Annotated in this window: 15 protein-coding genes and 1 riboswitch; of the genes, 7 read left to right on the top strand and 8 right to left on the bottom strand. The window is 42.8% G+C overall.

The window, feature by feature from the left end; all coding sequences use genetic code 11:
• Positions 1–17: 17 nt before the first annotated feature.
• The 6 genes from AC3IRT_RS01935 to AC3IRT_RS01910 all read right to left on the bottom strand — a co-directional run bounded on the left by AC3IRT_RS01935 (position 18) and on the right by AC3IRT_RS01910 (position 6,654).
• Entirely contained in the window at positions 18–1,724 is a 1,707-nt protein-coding gene (locus AC3IRT_RS01935; RefSeq protein WP_489394862.1) for a dihydrolipoyl dehydrogenase family protein, read from the bottom strand.
• A gap of 45 nt (positions 1,725–1,769) precedes the next feature.
• Positions 1,770–2,765 carry a pyruvate dehydrogenase (acetyl-transferring) E1 component subunit alpha gene (gene pdhA, locus AC3IRT_RS01930; RefSeq protein ID WP_489394861.1) on the bottom strand — a complete coding sequence of 332 codons (996 nt, stop codon included), beginning with the start codon at positions 2,763–2,765 and terminating at the stop codon, positions 1,770–1,772.
• A gap of 89 nt (positions 2,766–2,854) precedes the next feature.
• Positions 2,855–4,255 (bottom strand): histidine--tRNA ligase, encoded by a 1,401-nt coding sequence (gene hisS / locus AC3IRT_RS01925; RefSeq protein WP_489394860.1) that lies wholly within the window; start codon positions 4,253–4,255, stop codon positions 2,855–2,857.
• Between the two features lie 61 nt (positions 4,256–4,316).
• Positions 4,317–5,054, bottom strand: coding sequence for a ribonuclease III (gene rnc / locus AC3IRT_RS01920; RefSeq protein ID WP_489394859.1), 738 nt, complete (start codon positions 5,052–5,054; stop codon positions 4,317–4,319).
• Between the two features lie 83 nt (positions 5,055–5,137).
• Positions 5,138–6,391: a beta-ketoacyl-ACP synthase II gene (gene fabF / locus AC3IRT_RS01915; RefSeq protein WP_489394858.1), complete on the bottom strand. Its 1,254-nt coding sequence runs from the start codon at positions 6,389–6,391 to the stop codon at positions 5,138–5,140.
• Between the two features lie 26 nt (positions 6,392–6,417).
• The gene (locus AC3IRT_RS01910) at positions 6,418–6,654 is read right to left on the bottom strand and encodes an acyl carrier protein (RefSeq protein ID WP_066754720.1); all 237 of its coding nucleotides are present in this window, start codon (positions 6,652–6,654) and stop codon (positions 6,418–6,420) included.
• A gap of 284 nt (positions 6,655–6,938) precedes the next feature.
• On the opposite strand from AC3IRT_RS01910, the gene AC3IRT_RS01905 reads away from it, so the two are divergent.
• The 6 genes from AC3IRT_RS01905 (at position 6,939) to AC3IRT_RS01880 (ending at position 14,652) form a co-directional block, all read left to right on the top strand.
• The gene (locus AC3IRT_RS01905) at positions 6,939–7,439 is read left to right on the top strand and encodes an IPExxxVDY family protein (RefSeq protein ID WP_489394857.1); all 501 of its coding nucleotides are present in this window, start codon (positions 6,939–6,941) and stop codon (positions 7,437–7,439) included.
• Positions 7,440–7,555: 116 nt separating this feature from the next.
• Positions 7,556–8,989, top strand: a complete 1,434-nt coding sequence (gene pyk, locus AC3IRT_RS01900) for a pyruvate kinase (protein ID WP_489394856.1) — start codon at positions 7,556–7,558, stop codon at positions 8,987–8,989.
• A gap of 167 nt (positions 8,990–9,156) precedes the next feature.
• A complete protein-coding gene (locus tag AC3IRT_RS01895) occupies positions 9,157–11,040 on the top strand; it encodes a sensor histidine kinase (RefSeq protein ID WP_489394855.1) in 1,884 nt (627 codons plus the stop codon).
• Positions 11,041–11,066: 26 nt separating this feature from the next.
• On the top strand, positions 11,067–11,756 hold the full coding sequence (locus AC3IRT_RS01890; RefSeq protein WP_489394854.1) for a response regulator transcription factor: 690 nt from the start codon (positions 11,067–11,069) through the stop codon (positions 11,754–11,756).
• Positions 11,757–11,821: 65 nt separating this feature from the next.
• Positions 11,822–11,927: riboswitch (SAM riboswitch) on the top strand.
• Between the two features lie 83 nt (positions 11,928–12,010).
• Positions 12,011–14,323 (top strand): 5-methyltetrahydropteroyltriglutamate--homocysteine S-methyltransferase, encoded by a 2,313-nt coding sequence (metE, locus tag AC3IRT_RS01885; RefSeq protein ID WP_489394853.1) that lies wholly within the window; start codon positions 12,011–12,013, stop codon positions 14,321–14,323.
• Positions 14,324–14,475: 152 nt separating this feature from the next.
• A complete protein-coding gene (locus tag AC3IRT_RS01880) occupies positions 14,476–14,652 on the top strand; it encodes a hypothetical protein (RefSeq protein WP_489394852.1) in 177 nt (58 codons plus the stop codon).
• Between the two features lie 81 nt (positions 14,653–14,733).
• On the opposite strand, the gene AC3IRT_RS01875 is transcribed toward AC3IRT_RS01880, so the two are convergent.
• The gene (locus AC3IRT_RS01875) at positions 14,734–17,460 is read right to left on the bottom strand and encodes a cation-transporting P-type ATPase (protein ID WP_489394851.1); all 2,727 of its coding nucleotides are present in this window, start codon (positions 17,458–17,460) and stop codon (positions 14,734–14,736) included.
• A gap of 184 nt (positions 17,461–17,644) precedes the next feature.
• Between AC3IRT_RS01875 and mtgA the strand changes: the two genes are divergently transcribed.
• On the top strand, positions 17,645–18,373 hold the full coding sequence (gene mtgA, locus AC3IRT_RS01870; protein ID WP_489394850.1) for a monofunctional biosynthetic peptidoglycan transglycosylase: 729 nt from the start codon (positions 17,645–17,647) through the stop codon (positions 18,371–18,373).
• A gap of 70 nt (positions 18,374–18,443) precedes the next feature.
• Here the strand turns inward: mtgA and AC3IRT_RS01865 are convergent, their stop codons facing one another.
• Complete coding sequence (locus tag AC3IRT_RS01865) at positions 18,444–19,772, bottom strand: DUF5125 domain-containing protein (RefSeq protein ID WP_489394849.1); 1,329 nt, start codon at positions 19,770–19,772, stop codon at positions 18,444–18,446.
• Positions 19,773–19,776: the final 4 nt, after the last annotated feature.

Raw genomic sequence — 19,776 nt, 5'->3', positions numbered from 1 at the left:
AAATATAAGAAATCGGGTTACGCCAACAAACGAATTGGCGATTCGATCAAACTTTTTACAGTCTGTAAGAATGCGGCGCCGGTTGCGCCATCTACTACTCGGTGATCACAGCCCAATGTCACTTTCATTACATTGCCTGGTACTACTGCGCCGTTCTTCACGACAGGTACTTGCTGTATTGCTCCTACGGATAGGATTGCGCCATCTGGTGAGTTAATGATGGATGTAAACTCATCGATACCAAACATACCTAAGTTAGATACGGTGAAGGTAGAACCTTCCCAATCCGAAGGCTGTAGTTTTTTCGATTTTGCTTTGCCAGCGAAATCTTTTACTTCAGCAGATATGTGTGATAATGATTTGCCATCGGCAAAGCGTACTACTGGTACTAGAAGTCCATCTTCCACCGCAATCGCCACACCGATATTGGTGTGCTCGTTGTATCTCACCTTGTCACCTTGCCACGAAGAATTCACCGCTGGGTGTTTTTTCAAGGCTACAGCTACCGCTTTGATCACGATATCGTTGAATGAAACTTTTACAGGAGCAACCTCGTTGATCTGAGCACGAGCTGCCATCGCATTGTCCATATCCAAACTGATCGTTAGGTAGAAATGTGGTGCAGTGAATAGTGACTCAGACAATCTACGCGCAATCGTTTTACGCATTTGATTAACTGGTTTCTCGGTATAACGCTCTTCGCCGATGTATTGCGGAATGCTGATGGTCGTTTTCTCTGAAGATGCTGCTGGAGCCGAAGCTTCTTTAGCAGGAGCAGATTCCTTCGCCGAAGGCGTGAAATCTTCTACGTCTTTCTTCACGATGCGTCCGCCTTCTGCAGAACCTTTCACCTGAGTCAGATCAATACCTTTATCTTTTGCGATCTTACGTGCCAAAGGAGAAGCTTTTACGCGTGCATCATCAGACGATGATGTGCCTTCTGCGCTCTCTTCTTTTGCGGAAGAATCTTCTTTTTTATCTGCTGATTTTTCTTCTTTCTTGCTATCAGATGAAGATTTTGATGAAGAAGATTTTTTGTTCAACAACGGTTTGATGTCAGTACCTTCTGGCCCTACAATGGCAATGATCTCATTTACTTGAGCCGCAGCGCCAGCTTCTACACCGATGTACAATAATGTACCATCTGCATAAGCCGTCACTTCCATCGTTGCTTTATCGGTCTCCACGTCTGCGATCGCATCATCAGATTTGATGGCATCACCTACTTTGAAGTTCCATTGCGCGATGACACCTTCTTTCATGGTATCACTCAACAATGGCATGGTCACGACAGTCACACCAAGATCTTCTGCCGTAACATCGTCACCTGATGTATCTTCGTCTTCTTCTTCGGTATCTTCTTTTTTATCGGATGATTCCGTTTTTTGCTCTTCTTTCTCATCAGATTTTTCTTCTGATTTATCTTCCGATTTGCTTTCTTTAGAAGAAGAACCACCGTCTTTCAACAAGGATTCATATTCTTCACCTTCTTCACCAAGAACTGCGATAACAGCATCAATTTCTACTGCTTCACCTTCTTTTGGGCCGATGTAAAGGATAGTACCTTCTTGGTAGGACTCAAAGTCCATCGTTGCTTTGTCGGTCTCGACCTCTGCGATCAGATCGCCAGAGTTTACTTTGTCGCCCACTTTTTTGTGCCATTTTGCGATAACCCCTTCGGTCATCGTATCGCTCATTTTGGGCATTTTTACTACTTCAGCCATTTGGTAGGATTCTAATCTATTTAGTTAAAGTAATTATCTAATTTATTAATCCATAATGAATGGATAGTCTTCCTGTACGTAGACATCTTTGTAAATTTCAGATGCATCTGGGTATTCAGACTCCTCTGCAAACTTCACAGATTGTTCTACTTCTTTTTTAACGCCATCTTCGATCTCTTTGAACCAAGCTTCATCAGCATATTTGTTCTCTAAGATGGCATGTTTTACATTGATGAGTGGATCTCTGCCTTTATATTCTTCTAACTCGTCTTTTGTACGGTATTTAGCTGGGTCAGACATCGAGTGTCCTTTATAGCGGTAAGTACGAATTTCTAAGAACGTTGGCCCTTCACCAGCACGAGCGCGTTGTACCGCTTCGTCCATCGCGTTGTGTACAGCTACAACATCCATACCATCTACTGGAGCACTAGGCATATCAAAGCCCAATCCCATTTTGTAGATATCTTGCATGTTGGTGGTACGTTTTACAGAAGTTCCCATGGCATAGCCGTTGTTTTCACAAACAAATATTACCGGTAATTTCCACAACATGGCCATGTTCAAGGTTTCGTTAAACGCACCTTGACGCACAGCACCATCACCCATGTAACAAATATTCACATTATTTGTGCCTAAATATTTTTCCGCGAATGCGATACCAGCACCTAATGGGATTTGTCCACCAACGATACCATGGCCGCCCATGAATTTGTGTTCTTTCGAGAAGAAGTGCATAGATCCACCTTTACCTTTGGAACAGCCAGTAGCTTTACCAAAAAGTTCGGCCATACATGCATCAGCAGAAATACCTTTTGCCAAAGCATGTGCATGATCACGGTATGCCGTAATCATGGAATCCTCTGGATTGATCACCGACATAGTACCCGCAACTACGGCTTCTTGACCGATGTACAAGTGACAAAAACCACGAATTTTCTGCTGTCCATATAGCTGGCCTGCTTTCTCTTCAAATTTACGCATGAGTAGCATGGACTTATACCACTCTAGATAAGTTTCTTTCGTTATAGCTGTTGAACTCATTTCTAAGTATTGAATTTCTTATTATTCTGACTACAAATCTAATAATTAATCACGACATATGTGCCATGGCTTGTGCCGATCGGTCGATATTATCCTAGAGAAAGTGAAGATCGTATTTTTTCGATGGCCGCAGCTTCGTTGAGGATTTCTTGCTCACCGGTTTTCATCTCTTTCACCGCGATGGTATTTGTCTTTACTTCTTCCTCCCCGACAAGCCACACAAAAGGAATGCCTTTATTGTCGGCGTAGCCCATTTGCTTCTTGAGTTTGGCGGGTTCGGGATACATTTCGGCAGCGATTCCTTGCGCACGAAGACGATTTACGATCGGCAACGTATGAATTTCTAAATTTTTCTCAAAGTTACAGATCAGCACCTGTGTCGAGGCGGCAGATTGTTCGGGAAACAAGCCTAATTCTTCCAATACATCATAGATACGATCTGCTCCGAAAGAGACACCCACACCGGTCAGGTTTTTCAAACCAAACATGCTAGTCAGATCATCATAGCGTCCGCCGCCGCCAATACTACCCATCTGCACTTCATTGGTTTTTACCTCAAAGATACAACCAGTATAATAGTTAAGACCACGCGCAAGCGTGATATCGACTTCTACCGAACTGGCAAGCACTTCGCCCGTCGTATCCAAAGCGTGGATGTACGCAAATACTTCTTCTAATTCTGCTACCCCAGCCAAACCAACGCCCGAAGAGGCCAAAACGGTCTTCAAAGCGTGTAACTTTTCTGTGTTGGTACCAGCTAATAGGATAATTGGTTCTAAAACAGTTAAATCATGATCGCTAAAACCACGCTCCAAAAGTTCTTTGTTTACGCCTTCTAAGCCGATTTTATCCAATTTATCAATGGCCACCGTCATATCGACGATCAATTCTGGCTTGCCAATTACTTCCGCGATGCCAGAGAGAATCTTACGATTGTTGATCTTGATATCGAAGTCCGACAAACCCAACGCGCGCAGCGCTTCATGATAGATGAGCACAAACTCGGCCTCGTTGAGCAAAGATGGCGAACCAACAACATCAACATCGCACTGGTAAAACTCGCGATAGCGGCCACGTTGTGGTCGGTCTGCGCGCCATACCGGTTGGATCTGAAAACGTTTGAATGGTAAAGTAATATCGTTCTGATGCATCACGACATAGCGTGCAAATGGCACGGTGAGATCGTAGCGCAATGCTTTTTCTGAAATTTGTGGGATGAGCTTCAGCGAATTTTTATCAGCTAATAATGGTTCCGAGGCTTTGGCCAAATAATCTCCCGAATTCAAGATCTTAAAGATCAATCGATCTCCTTCTTCACCATATTTACCTGTTAGGGTCGTTAGGTTTTCAAACGAAGGAGTCTGTATTTCGTTGTATCCGTATTTGCGGAAGATCACGCGTAGCGTATTGAAGATATGATTACGCTTCTCCATCTCCACTGGAGAAAAGTCGCGCGTACCCTTTGCCAGAGTAGGTTTTACTTGTGCCATGGGGCAAAGGTAATAGAAGAAAGTGATATGTAAAAAGGTTTAAGCACCGAAGACGGACGCTTTATACCACATCCAGGATTTTGAGGTGTTCGCAAGCTTTTTCAGCAGCTAGTTTTTCGGCGCTTTTCTTGTTGAAATCACGACCAATCCCACATTCTTCACCATCTACCATCACACGTACAGAAAACATTTTGGCAGTTTCTCCCTCTGGATTTGCGATCGGTTCAAAAGCGACTTCTTTGTTATTGTGCTGGCACCATTCGATTAGGCGACTTTTAAAATTCGTCTCCGTCATTTCTAAGGTATGGATATCTATATGTGCTTTCACAATCCGCTCTAATAACAGTTCGCGGGTAAATTCATAGCCTTTATCCAGATATACAGCGCCAATAAGTGCCTCAAAAGCATCTCCAAGTAACGAACCTTGTTTGGCAGAAAAATGAATTAATCGCTTATCGTATTCAATCAGCTCGTTCAACCCTAGCTTACGAGAAAGCTGATTAAGATTGGCTCGAGATACGATTTTCGAGCGCATTTCGGTCAAGAATCCTTCGCCTTTGTAGGGATACAATTTGAATAACAATTCTGCGATGACGGATCCTAAGACGGCATCTCCCAGAAATTCTAACCTTTCGTTGCTGTTTTTCACTCCTTCTTTTATAGCTACCGCTACCGACTTGTGTCGGAAAGCCATCTGATAGAGTTTGATATTACCGGGCACGAATCCCAGTATATTCTTCAGCTTCTTATAATATTTCCGTTTGGGAGAAAGGTATAATTTGTAAACGTTGAGCGCCATGCACGATCCTTAAAAAGAAATAGGTAGCCTCGTTTCGAAGACTACCTACCAAATTCTTTATTACTTGTATAATACGATAACCATTACGCTTTATACTTTTTAACAATAACGGTCGCATTGTGACCGCCGAAGCCAAATGTATTGCTTAGTGCGGCATTCACCACACGCTTCTGCGCTTTGTTGAAAGTAAAATTCAATTTACTGTCAATCTGTGGATCGTCGGTAAAGTGATTGATAGTCGGTGGGACAATATCATTCTTCACCGCAAGAATAGAAGCAATTGTTTCTATCGCACCTGCAGCTCCGAGCAAATGACCCGTCATCGACTTCGTCGAACTAATATTCAAATTATAAGCATGTTCTCCGAAAAGATCGACAATTGCTTTTGTTTCGCTGATATCACCTACTGGTGTAGATGTACCATGTACATTGATATAATCAATATCTGCAAAAGTCAACTCCGCATCTTCTACCGCCATTGTCATGGCCAATTTAGCGCCGAGTCCTTCTGGATGCGACGCGGTTATGTGGTAAGCATCGGCACTCATACCGCCACCTACTACTTCTGCGTATATCTTCGCTCCTCGAGCCAAAGCATGCTCTAAGCTCTCTAAAACGATCGCTCCAGAACCTTCTCCCGACACAAAACCATCACGATCTTTATCAAATGGACGTGAAGCAGTAGCTGGATCATCATTGCGTGTAGACAATGCGTGCATCGCGTTGAAACCACCAATACCCGCTTCGTTTACCGTGGCTTCAGAGCCACCCGTTATAATCACATCTGCTCTACCCATCCGAATATACGTAAAGGCATCGATCAAAGCATTTGTTGCCGAAGCACAAGCAGAAACCGCAGAGAAGTTAGGCCCACGCAAACCATATCTCATAGAAATATGCCCTGGCGCGATATCTACCAACATCTTTGGAATAAAGAAGGGATTGAATCGTGGTGTACCATCACCTTTGGAATAATTAACAACTTCTTCCGTGAAAGTGGTAAGCCCGCCTATACCTGATCCCCAGATTACACCGATTCGATTTCTGTTTAAATTTTCAAAATCAAGATTTGCATCTTTGACGGCCTCATCGGTAGACGCGATGGCGTACTGCACAAACGGGTCCACTTTACGTGCCTCTTTCCGATCCATGAATACATGCGGATCGAAGCCCTTTACTTCACAAGCAAATTGGGTCTTGAACTTTGATGCATCGAAATGCGTAATAGGAGCAGCGCCACTTACACCATTTATCAAACCATCCCAATATTCTGAGACGGTATTGCCAATAGGTGTAAGTGCGCCTAATCCTGTAACAACTACTCTTTTAAGCTCCATTAATTATGCTTGGCCTAATAAAAATGTTAGTTAACGTTCTTCTCTAAATAAGTGATAGCTTGACCAACTGTACTGATGTTTTCTGCTTGATCGTCTGGAATAGCAACGTTGAATTCTTTTTCAAATTCCATAATCAATTCAACAGTGTCAAGTGAGTCTGCACCTAAATCGTTTGTGAAAGAAGCTTCAGGTGTAACTTCATTTTCATCAACACCTAATTTTTCAACGATAATAGCTTTTACTCTTGATGCGATATCTGACATGATTCTCTAATTTAATTGTTTAATAAATCTGTGCAAAGAAAAATAAATTTACTCATAAATCAAACTCCGATTTTGAGAAATACAAATAAAGAACAATTCAGCTGCGCTGTTGTTTTGCAGGAAGTGTCTTTCACAGACTATAGACACTCAATTATAGGCATAAATCTACTACTTCGCAACTTTAAATTATCTAAACAATCAAATAATATAAATATAAACTGGCCACACAAAGTGGTTCACACCGAAAATACTACCTTTGTGCGTCCACCAAATGTCGGCAACTTGTGAGTAAAGTTACTTTTAAACTGGAAACAGATTTTGATCTCGAGTTGGATTTTGTACTGATTGGTATCAGTTCCTCCCTCCGAGATTATCGCTTGTGCCATTTTGTAAATAAGCACACCAACCTCCAACTTACACATGGCAAGGAAGACTACATTGACCACAAAGGCATCCCAAAAGAGAAGTCGCGCAATGAGATGGACTACCACATTATCTACGAGCAAAAACGCGGTAAGACTGCCTCTATGCAGCATTTTACGACCTTTAGATATATCAACACAACGTATGACCACGAGTATTATCTGATGAACAACCGCGGCGAAGAAGGTGGCCTGCTGATACCAGAAGCTCCCAATTTCGATTATTTTATTCTCATCAAGCACTTTATCGACCAAGATGATTTAAAAATATTAATCGAAAGCTTAAAGAGTGTCGCAGATATACTCTTAGTAAAAGAAATCGATCCAATAATATTGAAATCCAAAGAAAATCTGATATTTTAGCGATTTATTAAAGTGTAATTGATACACTTACATAGCCTAGGAAAGTTGGATATTCTCCTAAACAACCTGTGCTATTAGTACAAGAATTGATTTAAAGAAACATAAATATAAAGTAAATGGAAAAGCTCAAAAAGCGCACCAAGATTGTCGCTACAATAGGCCCCGCTTCAGCCAACAAGGAAGTTTTAACTCGTTTGATTGCTAAAGGTGTCGATGTATGTCGTCTTAATTTCTCTCACGGTGCGCAAGAGGATCACTTGAAAGTTATCAACACGATCAATGAGATTAATCAGGAAAATCCATTTAACGTTGGAATCCTAGCCGACCTTCAAGGTCCGAAAATTCGGATTGGCAAAATGAAAGAAGGTGGTGCTATTTTGGTGAATGGCAGCCGTGTAGAAATCACGACGCATGAAAAAATCGGCGACGAGAACAGTATTTATATTACTTACCAAAACTTCCCGAACGATGTGAAGGAAAATGAGGTAATCTTGTTAGACGACGGTAAATTGCAACTTCGCGTCATCTCGACTAACCGTAAAGATACCGTTACTTGTACCGTAGTACATGGTGGTATCCTTACATCTCGTAAAGGTGTGAATCTTCCGAATACCAAAGTATCTATTCCATCATTGACGGAAGAAGATTTAGATAACCTAGACTTTGCTTTAGATCACGGTGCAGACTGGATCGCCATGTCGTTTGTGCGTTCGGCGGATGATATCATTCAGTGTAAAGAAATCATTGCTAAAAAAGGCTCTCAGGCGAAGATCATCGCTAAAATCGAGAAACCAGAAGCGATTGAAAATATTGACGCGATCATCGCAGAAACGGATGCAATCATGGTAGCACGTGGAGACCTTGGTGTGGAACTTCCAATGGAAGAAGTACCAGGTTTACAGAAAATCATCGTACAAAAATGTCGTGACCTTTCTAAACCAGTTATCATCGCAACGCAGATGTTGGAAACAATGACTACTACCCCACGCCCTACGCGTGCAGAGGTAAATGACGTGGCTAACTCGGTATTAGATGGTGCAGATGCAGTGATGTTAAGCGGTGAAACTTCGGTAGGTGAATTCCCAGAGATCGTAATCGAGACGATGGCAAAAATCATCACACACGTAGAATCTACTTCTTATCCATACTACAGCGATAAAGATAATGGTGAGTCGGTAAACATCACGAAAATAGCGGATGCGATCTGCAACAGTTCTATTTTCTTGGCAGAAAAAACAAATGCTTCTGCGATCGTAGCCATGACTTCATCTGGTTATACGGCATTGGAAATAGCAAGTTTCCGTCCGAATGCAGATATCTATGTATTCACTGGCAACAAAAAATTGTTGACTATGCTTAGCTTAGTATGGGGTGTACAGACATTTATCTACGATAAATTTGAAAGTACAGACGGTACAATCCAAGATGTCAATGAGTTGCTAAAAGAGCACAAATTGGTAAATCCAGGACAGATCGTGATCAACACGTCTTCTACGCCATTGCATGCTAAAGGCAGAACGAATACTATCCGCGTTTCTGAAGTTCAGTAATTTGAGATATTAGTATTATAAATACTATATTTAAACAGTCACCAAGGCATGCCTTGGTGACTGTTTTGGTTTATTGCAGTATAGTTACGATTAATCAGCTGCGCTAAATGCTGTTAAATTGTGTTAAACTCACTGTAGACCGCATTTGCCTAATTATTTTTGCACCTATGAAGAAGAGAAGTATTACTTTAATTATCTGGTTCATGTCTATTGCCCTGCTCGGTGTGATGGCCATGCAGTACTTCTTTATTCGCCAATCATATATTCAGAAATCTCAAATATTTGACGAGAGTGTCAAGGCTTCTTTATCGGTTGTAGCCAATAAGATAGAACGCCAAGAGGTATATGAATACACAAACAAACAAGCTAAGTTAAATCAGAAAAAATTCGCAGAAGATCAAAAAATACAACGAGAGAAAGAGATCATCCTAGCCGAACAAATTGCTTTGCAGGATGAGATCAACAAGCTTAGGGTAAAGAACTTTGATGCGCGCGACCGCTACAGAAATGAAGAAGAAGATCTCAAAAGAAACTTTCCAAATGCCGCTTATGTGAGCAATGCTTTCTTCGAAACGTACGTACGAAGAAAGGATTATCATCATTTAATTACGTTCTCGATTGAGAAGAGTTACGATATTTTAGACCCGACCTTACCCACAATTTCTACCGTAGTAGGTGCTAGAAAGCGCATTGCCGAAGTCGGCGGTCGTGATGACAGTACGCGTTTCATCATCCCAATTGTGAACGACGCTACGCTACAAGTACATTCATTTGCTTGGGCCACTTTGCCACCTACAGAAGATGCAGCCACTCGAGTGCGATTACAAGAAGTGGAACAAGAATTAAAAAAACTAAACTACCGAAAGCTTTCGGTAGCGACCAATTTATACGATACGATCGCCATCTTGGGCGGTAAAGACAATAAAGTGATGGAGGATATCACGGCGAGCATCGCGATGTCCAAGCGCCCACTGAAGGAAAGAATCAAAACAGACTTGGCCATACATTATCTGCAAGAAGAATTATACAATCGCGGCATTGTATCACCTTTCTTGATGGAAATCCGATCCAATCCGAGTGCCCCACTCATTATACAGGCAGCATCTCAGGTGGATGATCGTGATTTGTTGCGCCTCAAAGACGCCGTTGAATACAGTACGGCACTATTTCAGGGCGATCAAGGCAAATCTCCCGGCTTGCTCTCTATTTATTTCCCGTATAAGGAAAGTCATATCGCTGGCAACATGACTTTTATGGTGATCGCTGTGCTTGCCTTACTGTCATTACTTGTGGGTTGTTTTGCGTATACGCTAACCATCATTTTTAGACAGAAAAAGATCTCCGAGATGAAGACAGACTTCATCAACAACATGACGCACGAATTCAAAACGCCTGTAGCCACGATCATGATTGCTAGCGAATCGCTCCGTGATAAAGAGATCGCTTCGAATGAAAATCGGGTAGCCAAACTGGCCAACATCATCTATGATGAAAATGTACGCCTTGGTTCTCATATCGAGCGCGTGCTCAATATTGCCCGTCTAGAAAAAGAAAACCTGAACATCGAACGCACCAAGGTGCATATGAATGCGCTAGTAACTGATGTATTGGAAAGCATGAATTTGCAAATGGACAAGGCAAATGGTACATTACAAGTAGATCTGGCGGCTACACGCGATGTCGTGATTGGCGATGAGCTGCACCTTTCGAATGTGATGTTCAATCTTTTGGACAATGCCATTAAATACAGTAAAGATTCGCCGCATATTACAGTCAAATCATTCAGCACCAAAAACAGCATTACCATTTCGGTAGCGGATAAAGGCGTCGGCATGTCCAAAGAGCATCAGGAAAAGATTTTTGAGCAGTTTTACAGGATACCAACAGGTAATATTCATAACGTTAAAGGCTTTGGATTAGGACTTAGTTATGTCAATAACATCATTAAGATCCTCCATGGCAAGATTTCTGTAAAAAGCGAAAAAGATAGAGGCACACAATTTGAGGTGACATTACCACTTCATGCTACCAAAAGCACAAGCATAGCTTGATTATTAACACATATTAAAACGAACTTATGTCTCAAAAAATACTACTAGCAGAAGACGATCCCAATCTAGGCGATCTCTTAAAAGATTACCTCGAACTAAAGGGCAAGTTTGACGTTGTGCTGTGCAAAGATGGCATTGAAGCACTGGAAGCATTCCGCAAAGATGAATTTGATCTATGCATCTTCGATGTCATGATGCCAAAGAAAGACGGATTCTCGCTAGGCAAAGATATCCGCAAAGTGGATCAAACAGTTCCAATCATTTTTGCGACAGCCAAGGGAATGATGGAAGACAAAACACAAGCCTTTGAGTTGGGTGGCGATGATTATATCACCAAACCATTCCGAGTAGAAGAGTTATTGCTCCGCATTAATGCCCTTCTCAAGCGTTCATCGCGTGATAAAGACGACGAAACGCCAGACAAATTTGAAATTGGCGGATATTTCTTTGATTACACCAATCAGGTGATATCGTACAAAGGGCAACAACAGAAATTATCGACCAAAGAAGCCGAACTATTGCGTTTACTGTGTTTGAAGAAGAATGATGTACTGACGCGTGAAGAAGCCTTGGTAAAAATCTGGCATGATGACAATTATTTTACGGGCAGAAGTATGGATGTATTCTTGAGCAAACTTAGAAAGTATTTGAAAGAAGATCCAAACGTCGAAATTGTGAATGTGCACGGCAAAGGATATAAACTTTTGGTAAGCTAAACCTTTTTTCATTGCTCTTTTCGCAAGAAATTTGGAATTTATATATTTGTTACATAAGTTTGTGATGCTTATAGAGAAAGGCAGAGGGAATAGACCCGTTGAAGCCTTGGCAACCTGTCACTTGGACAAGGTGCTACATTCTACTCTTACCCTGTACGGGAGCGATAAGAGAAAGATAAGCTGAAGTCACTGTTTCTGGTGCCATTCTCTGATAGCAAATTAGTACATCCGAAAAAAATTAGAGAAATAAAACTATGTTAACGACAAACAACTTAGGTTACCCAAGAGTAGGTCCTTTCCGCGAATTGAAAAAAGCGAATGAGGCGTATTGGGCAAAAAAAATCAGCCAAGAAGAACTTCTACATACCGCAAAAAGCATCCGCGAAGCCAACTGGAAATTGCAACAGGACAATGGCTTTACATTGATTCCATCGAATGATTTCTCATTTTATGATCAAGTATTGGATTTGTCGCTGACTATCGGGGCAATTCCTGCGCGCTACCAATCCCTTTTAAACAAGATTGATGGCGACTACAGCTTAGACCTATATTTTGCCTTAGCAAGAGGTTTCCAAGCAGAAGGAGTGGACGTTACGGCTATGGAGATGACCAAATGGTTTGATACCAACTACCACTACATGGTACCTGAATTCACCAAGAATCAGGAATTCAAATTAACTTCCGAAAAATTCTTAAAAGAATACAACGAAGCAAAATCATTGGGTATCGAGACCAAACCGGTATTGATTGGTCCAATTACGTACCTGTTGTTGGGTAAAGAAAAAGAAGAAGGTTTTGACCGCATCGACCTGATCGAGCGTTTGTTGCCGGTATACGAAGAGATCGTTTCCAAATTAGCGGCGGCTGGTGCACAATATATCCAGATTGATGAGCCGTACTTGGCGTTGGATATCGACGAAAAAGTAAAAGGATTGTACAAAACGGTCTTCGAAAAATTGAATGCAGCGGCGGGCGACACCAAATTGATCGCTACAACGTACTTCGAGGCACTAAAAGACAACGAAGATCTAGCATTGAACCTGCCAGTCCACGCATTACACATCGATTTGGTACGCGGCGAAGATCAACTGGATACCATCTTAGCAAAAGTTCCTGCTTCCTTAACCCTTTCTTTGGGTGTGGTAGAAGGACGTAACATTTGGAAAAATGACTACGAAAAATCCTTGAGCAAAATCCAACAAGCAGTCGATGCATTAGGCAAAGAGCGAGTTTGGGTAGCTCCAGCTTCTTCCCTATTGCACGTACCATTTGATTTGGATAATGAAACCAACGAAGAGTCGCTTCCTGCTGAAGTTAAAAACTGGTTGGCATTTGCTAAGCAGAAATTAGCCGAGGTAAAAGACCTAGCTACTTTAGCGGATGGTGAAGTGGATGCAGAAACAGAAAAACGTTTTGAAAGCAACAAAGCGGCTGCAGAAAGCCGTCGTACATCGCCATTGATCCACAAGCCAGAAGTAAAAACGCGTACGAGCAACATCACCGATGAAGATGCCAAACGTACGTCGGTATTTGCGGATCGTAAAACGGCACAACAAGATAAATTCAATCTTCCAGCGTTTGCAACCACCACAATTGGTTCATTCCCACAAACGAAAGACGTGCGTAAATGGCGTGCAGATTTGAAAAAAGGCGCTATTACGCAGGAAGAATACGATAAAGCGATTGCAGAAGAAACCGAAAGCACTATTCGCTTGCAGGAGCAATTGGATATCGACGTATTAGTACACGGTGAGTTCGAAAGAAACGACATGGTGGAATATTTCGGTGAGCAATTGGCTGGATACGCATTCACACAATACGGCTGGGTACAATCCTACGGTTCTCGTTGTGTAAAACCTCCGGTTATTTATGGAGATGTATACCGCCCACAAGATATGACGGTACGTTGGTCAGCTTACGCACAATCATTGACAAACCGTCCAGTAAAAGGGATGTTGACAGGACCGGTAACGATCTTACAATGGTCATTTGTTCGTAACGATCAACCACGTTCTACGACGACTTACCAAATCGCCTTAGCGATCTTGGACGAGGTACAAGCGTTGGAAAAAGCGGGTATCAAAATCATTCAAATCGATGAGCCAGCTATTCGCGAAGGATTGCCTTTGCGGAAAGCAGATCAAAAAGATTACCTGACATGGGCAGTACGCGCCTTCCGCGTATCTTCTTCGAATGTAGATGATGATACACAGATCCACACGCACATGTGTTACTCCGAGTTCAACAATGTGATTGAAGATATCGCAGCGATGGACGCAGACGTAATTACCATTGAGACTTCTCGTTCTCAGATGAAATTGTTAAATGCATTTGCTGGTGATTTCAAATATCCAAACGATATTGGACCAGGTGTATACGATATCCACTCACCACGCGTGCCTAGCACCGACGAAATGGTGGAGCTATTGCGTAAAGCAAAAGCGGTGGTGCCTGCTGCACAACTGTGGGTAAACCCTGACTGTGGATTGAAAACTCGTGCTTGGCCAGAAACCAAAGCGGCGTTGGAATCTATGGTAGAAGCTGCCAAAATTTTACGTGCAGAGTAATCCTCCGGTCGTTAAAATATAGAACATATATATATAACCCCGAGACGACATGACGTCTCGGGGTTATTTTTTTACCGACAAAAAAGGTATTTCACGCAGTTGTGTCAAACATTACGGCTCTACTATTGTTCGTACATGTAAACAAAATAATTATGAAAAGATTTATACCTATGGCGTTGCTATTTATATTAGCCGCTAATCTATTGACAGGCTGTCAAGCCATCGAAGGAATTTTCAAAGCTGGTATGTGGACTGGTGTGATCGTAGTGGTCGCTATCGTTGCACTGATAATTTGGATTATCTCCAAAGTAGCCGGCGGAAAGAAATAATAATCGGCCAACAAGGCATCTATCAAGAAAAGCGGCCTCATCAAATTATTGATGAGGCCGCTTTTCTTGATAGATGCTATATTAAGCAGCTTGTTCTTCTTTTTTGGAAAGCACGAATTTGCGCACGATCCATTTTTCAATTTCTACCACCACAAAAACTGCCACACCTAAGTACACCGGATATTGCCAGAATGATAAAGCGATCGGCTTCGTATCAAAAATTGTATTCATAAACGGCAAGTAGGTAATCGCTGCTTGCAATACAAACAAGATGACTGCCACAATATAAATCGCTTTGTTGGTAAAGAATTTTCGATCGAATGCCGTACCATGAATACTGCGGCAATTGAACAAGTGAAATAATTGCGCAATCACAATGGTTTGCATCGTAATCGTACGGATCGTACCATTCTCTATACCCTGCGCCGATAAATACTGCACCAAATACAACGTACCGCCACCAATAAGCACCGAAACGAATATAATACGCCAGATGAAATAACCACTCAATAGCGGTTCTTTTTCCTTACGCGGTGGTCTTTTCATCGTGCCATCCTCAATTTCTTCAAATGCCAATGCCAAGGATACGGTCACGGAAGTCACCATATTGACCCAAAGGATTTGCAGCGGCGTCAGCGGCATCATATAGCCAAACAGAATACTGGCCATAATCAATAAACTTTCTGCGCCATTGGTTGGCAAAATGAAGAGAATGGTTTTCTTCAGGTTGTCGTAGATCCGTCTTCCTTCTTCTACCGCGTCGACAATCGTGCGGAAGTTGTCGTCGGCCAGCACCATTTCCGAAGCGTCTTTGGTAACCTCGGTGCCTTTAATGCCCATGGCGATTCCGACATCTGCTTTCTTTAATGCAGGCGCATCGTTCACGCCGTCGCCTGTCATAGCGCAAATTCGCCCTTCGGCTTGCAACGCCTCCACCAAACGCAGTTTGTGCTCTGGGCTCGTACGTGCAAAAATATCGTACTCTTTCACGGCTTTGCGCATTTCTTCGTCGCTCATCTTTTCCAGATCCGCACCACGACACGCTTTCTCCCCGTCTCCGATACCCATTTCTTTACCAATCGCTTTGGCAGTATCCACATGATCTCCGGTAATCATTTTTACACGAATGCCGGCATCTGTACAAATTTTGATCGCTTCGATCGCCTCTTCGCGCGGCGGATCGATGATGCCTGCCAAACCAATAATCACCAAGCCATCTTCCAAATCATCGTGATCAATCTTCTCGCCGCTCGACTCTAATTTTTTATACGCTGCCGCAATAAGGCGTTTGCCTTCCTTGGCTAATGCAGATACTTGCTCTTCCCAATAATCTGCATCCATATCGACTTCTTCGCCATCTTTACCCAATTGTTTGGTGGCCAATTCAATCAGGCGATCTGGCGCTCCCTTTACATACATCAACCCTTCACCATCCTGCTCGATGAGCGTAGCCATGTATTTATAGTCCGAATCAAATGGTATCGTAGATTCGCGTTTGGGTTTCTCTTTCTCCAATCCGCTTTTCTCATACAGCGTGACTAATGCCCCTTCGGTAGGATCTCCCTTAATGCTCCAATCGCCATCCTTGTCTTTGTCCAACGAGGCTTCATTACAGATGTACATGCAGCGCAATAGCGCTTGAAGGTTTGCGTCATCTTCCACGTTTACCGCTTTGTCTTCTTGTTGGATTTCACCTTCTTCTGGCGAATAGCCAATGCCGGTTACGGCGTATTGCTCTTGTGCTAACACGATATCTTTCACCGTCATTTCATTCCGCGTCAGCGTACCTGTTTTGTCAGAACAGATCACTGAAACAGATCCTAAGGTTTCGACGGATGGCAAATTGCGGATAATCGCATTCCGCTTCGCGAGGTTTTGTACACCAATGGCGAGAATAATAGACAAGATGGCTGGCAAACCTTCTGGAATGGCTGCTACCGCCAAACCAATGACAGACATCAGCAATTCTTCGGAGTCATAATCACGAAGGTAGTAGCCGTAGGCAAATGTTGCAGCCGCTAATACCAGCGTAGCTAATGCCACGGTTTTACCAAATTGCGCTGTTTGCCGAAGCAAAGGCGTCGTTAACTGCGTTACATCAGACATCATCTGATTGATCTTGCCGATCTCTGTATCTTTTCCAATCGCGATCACCACCCCCTTTCCCGTTCCGTTGCTCACGGTAGTACTGGTATAGGCCATATTCTTGCGGTCGCCCAGATCCATATCTTCTTCCAATGGCTCTGTATTTTTTTCGGACGATTCGGATTCGCCCGTCAAGGCAGATTCTTCAATTTTGAGATTATCCGATTCGAACAGCCGCAGATCGGCAGGTACTTTATCGCCAGCGGATAGCAAAACGATATCACCCGGCACGACTTCTGTCGCATCAATTTCTTCCCGCTTGCCATCGCGCAGCACCGTCGCTTTGAGTGATAAGATACCCTTTATACTTTCCAGAGCTTTCTCTGCTTTTCCCTCTTGCACAAAACCGATCGCCGCGTTGATAATAGCGACCAAGATGATGACAATTGTATCGGTATAGTGACCTAGAATAGTGGTGACGACCGCAGCCCCCAACAAAACGTAGATGAGCACATCGTGGAAATGCTTGATAAAACGGATAAAGGTACTTTCCTTTTTCTTTTGCGGAAGTTCATTACGACCGTGTTTTTTTAGCAGTTTTTCTGCAGTCGCCTTATTAAATCCTTCAGAGGAATCAGCTTCTAGCTTGGATAGTACGGTATCTACATCTAGTGCGTGCCAATACTCCGCCTTACTCTTTTCCTCTTGGGTAGAATTTGCCATTTGAAATAATTGTTGGGTTTATTTATAAAAATTTTATTACCATTTAAACAAATAAATCAATACAACTGTTTTAGCATTTTTCAGTCTGTTGTACACTGAATTTCATACCGAAATAAAAGCCGATTAGGAATTATGTCTGCTTTGGTTGTAGCTTTGCATTTTAAATTGGGATTATACCATCACCATGGCGATTAAGCGTAGTACAAAAATCAGTAAAAAGAAAAAGGTTACGAAAAAGAAGAACAGGGTTCTCTGGTGGGCTGGACGAATTTTTCTCGGCTTGATCGCTTTCAGCTTCTTGTGGGTTATTGCGCTGCGCTTTATTAATCCGCCGATCACCTATTTGATGATCAAACGCGGATTCGAATGGCAATCGCAAGGCAAAGGTTTTAAGATTGATAAAACCTGGCTTCCTTACGATGATATGTCTGATAACCTCAAAAAAGCAGCTTTGGCTGGTGAAGATGCTTTCTTTATGACGCATCATGGGTTTGACACCAAAGCAATTGAGCAAGCCTTGAAACGCAATCAGTCGGGCGATGCGCTGCGCGGCGGTAGTACAATTAGCCAACAAGTGGCCAAAAATGTCTTTCTATGGCCAGCAAGATCTTGGTTTCGCAAAGGATTGGAAACTTATTTCACGGTCTTGATCGAGTTTTTTTGGCCTAAGAAACGGATTTTAGAGATGTACCTCAATGTCATCGAGATGGGACAAGGTGTGTATGGAGCAGAGGCAGCATCACAATACTATTTTGGCAAATCGGGTAGAAGTTTAAGCCGTAAGGAAGCGGCGCTGATTATTGCGATCTTGCCCAATCCACGGAAATGGGATGCGCGCAGACCTTCTGCTTACATAAACAGACGTGCCAACAGCATCGTCCGATACCTCAACCATTACAAAATTCCAGAATAATTAAAAAGCCAGTTGTTGCCTGATCTCCGAATCAGGCAACAACTGGCTACAGTTAGTTTGTGTTAGGTGTTTAGCGTTTCTCTACGGTAAGCACCGCCGCTTGATTACCCGCGCTTACATCTACGGTAAGCACATAAGTGCCACCTGCTTCTAATGACGCTCCGGTAGTGATGCCCAAATTACCAGAATCTCTGCCATTGATGCCATCACCGATAAAAATCAATTCACTTTCTGTGCGAATGTGCGTGCCGCCAAATTCATCGCCCCATCCTTTCTGATGGAAAAATTTAAAGTTGATATTGTCCGCACGCAAGGATTCTCCGCCTACTACTGTAATGCGATAGCGTTTGTTTCCAATTGGCGCCATACATAATGCTTTCTCCGTCGTCCAACCGACTTGGTTAGCTAAATTTGGTTTTCCAATGCCTTCGCCAATAATCCAGATCGCTCCAGTTCCATCGGTGTTTAGCTTCGCTAATTGGCCAGCTTGCAGCGCTTCGATAATAAAGTATTTACGGACGAAATCGGCCGTAATGCGGTATGTTCCATTCATGGCATCAAAACGATATTCGCCGTTCTCCTGGCGGATATAATCGGCATCGATAGACCAATCTGCTAAATCTGCAATGCCGTCAATACGCAATACTTGATCTTTCTGCAATGATAAGTCGGCGGTATACAGCTCTTCACCAGATAGCAAGAGATCTACATCGTTGATGCTGTAACTCAAAAACGGACCCGCTTCGTAATTAAACGTATTAAAACTAATCGGATATATTCCATCAGAAAGGTACGAGAACGAGATCAGACTGTTTGTACCTTGTGTGATTTTATCACCCGTATAGCCGAATTGTACCACATTGCCATGTTGACCAAAAGCCGGCGCTTCGATGTAGCCTTTGAGTTTCATCGGGAACTCTTTCTCTACCGTATAGTGATAAAGCGCTGTTCTACTCATCTCATGCCGCGTTCCGTCTTCTGCCACCAACGTAAGGTGTGGATAATCCGGACGTTGAAGCGGCACCACTATTTGCTCTTCTCTTGTTCCCTTGTTAATATTTTGCAATACCAACTTTAACGTAGCAGCGCCATTCGGGATTTCTGCATAATATGGAGCAAATAGTTTGCCTTCGTAGCGGCCATATTCTTTGGTGCGGATGGTCTTTTCCGACACGATCTCATCGCCATAGTACAAATACGCTTTTACCGTGGATAAGGGAACTCCACTGCCATCGCTAACATCTACACTAAACTGTAGACTGTCAGCAAAATAAGCTGTTTCAAAGGTAGTATGTAGGGTCAATTCCAGGCTGCCGTCCATCGCAGATTGCTCTTTCTTGCAGCTAGTGGTCGCCATGAGAGCGATCACGCACCCGATCAAAAAGGTATATCTTTTCATACGA

The sequence above is a fragment of the Sphingobacterium sp. KH_072 genome (genome assembly GCF_057837975.1).
This window is presented reverse-complemented; position numbering and strand designations above follow the sequence as displayed.

Bases quoted from the DNA above. Each gene is read 5' to 3' on its own strand.
- metE (WP_489394853.1), top strand. From the start codon at position 12,011: ATGTTAACGACAAACAACTTAGGTTACCCAAGAGTAGGTCCTTTCCGC.
- mtgA (WP_489394850.1), top strand. From the start codon at position 17,645: ATGGCGATTAAGCGTAGTACAAAAATCAGTAAAAAGAAAAAGGTTACG.
- AC3IRT_RS01910 (WP_066754720.1), bottom strand. From the start codon at position 6,654: ATGTCAGATATCGCATCAAGAGTAAAAGCTATTATCGTTGAAAAATTA.
- AC3IRT_RS01875 (WP_489394851.1), bottom strand. From the start codon at position 17,460: ATGGCAAATTCTACCCAAGAGGAAAAGAGTAAGGCGGAGTATTGGCAC.
- rnc (WP_489394859.1), bottom strand. From the start codon at position 5,054: ATGGCGCTCAACGTTTACAAATTATACCTTTCTCCCAAACGGAAATAT.
- hisS (WP_489394860.1), bottom strand. From the start codon at position 4,255: ATGGCACAAGTAAAACCTACTCTGGCAAAGGGTACGCGCGACTTTTCT.
- AC3IRT_RS01890 (WP_489394854.1), top strand. From the start codon at position 11,067: ATGTCTCAAAAAATACTACTAGCAGAAGACGATCCCAATCTAGGCGAT.
- pyk (WP_489394856.1), top strand. From the start codon at position 7,556: ATGGAAAAGCTCAAAAAGCGCACCAAGATTGTCGCTACAATAGGCCCC.
- AC3IRT_RS01895 (WP_489394855.1), top strand. From the start codon at position 9,157: ATGAAGAAGAGAAGTATTACTTTAATTATCTGGTTCATGTCTATTGCC.
- pdhA (WP_489394861.1), bottom strand. From the start codon at position 2,765: ATGAGTTCAACAGCTATAACGAAAGAAACTTATCTAGAGTGGTATAAG.
- AC3IRT_RS01865 (WP_489394849.1), bottom strand. From the start codon at position 19,772: ATGAAAAGATATACCTTTTTGATCGGGTGCGTGATCGCTCTCATGGCG.
- fabF (WP_489394858.1), bottom strand. From the start codon at position 6,391: ATGGAGCTTAAAAGAGTAGTTGTTACAGGATTAGGCGCACTTACACCT.
- AC3IRT_RS01935 (WP_489394862.1), bottom strand. From the start codon at position 1,724: ATGGCTGAAGTAGTAAAAATGCCCAAAATGAGCGATACGATGACCGAA.
- AC3IRT_RS01880 (WP_489394852.1), top strand. From the start codon at position 14,476: ATGAAAAGATTTATACCTATGGCGTTGCTATTTATATTAGCCGCTAAT.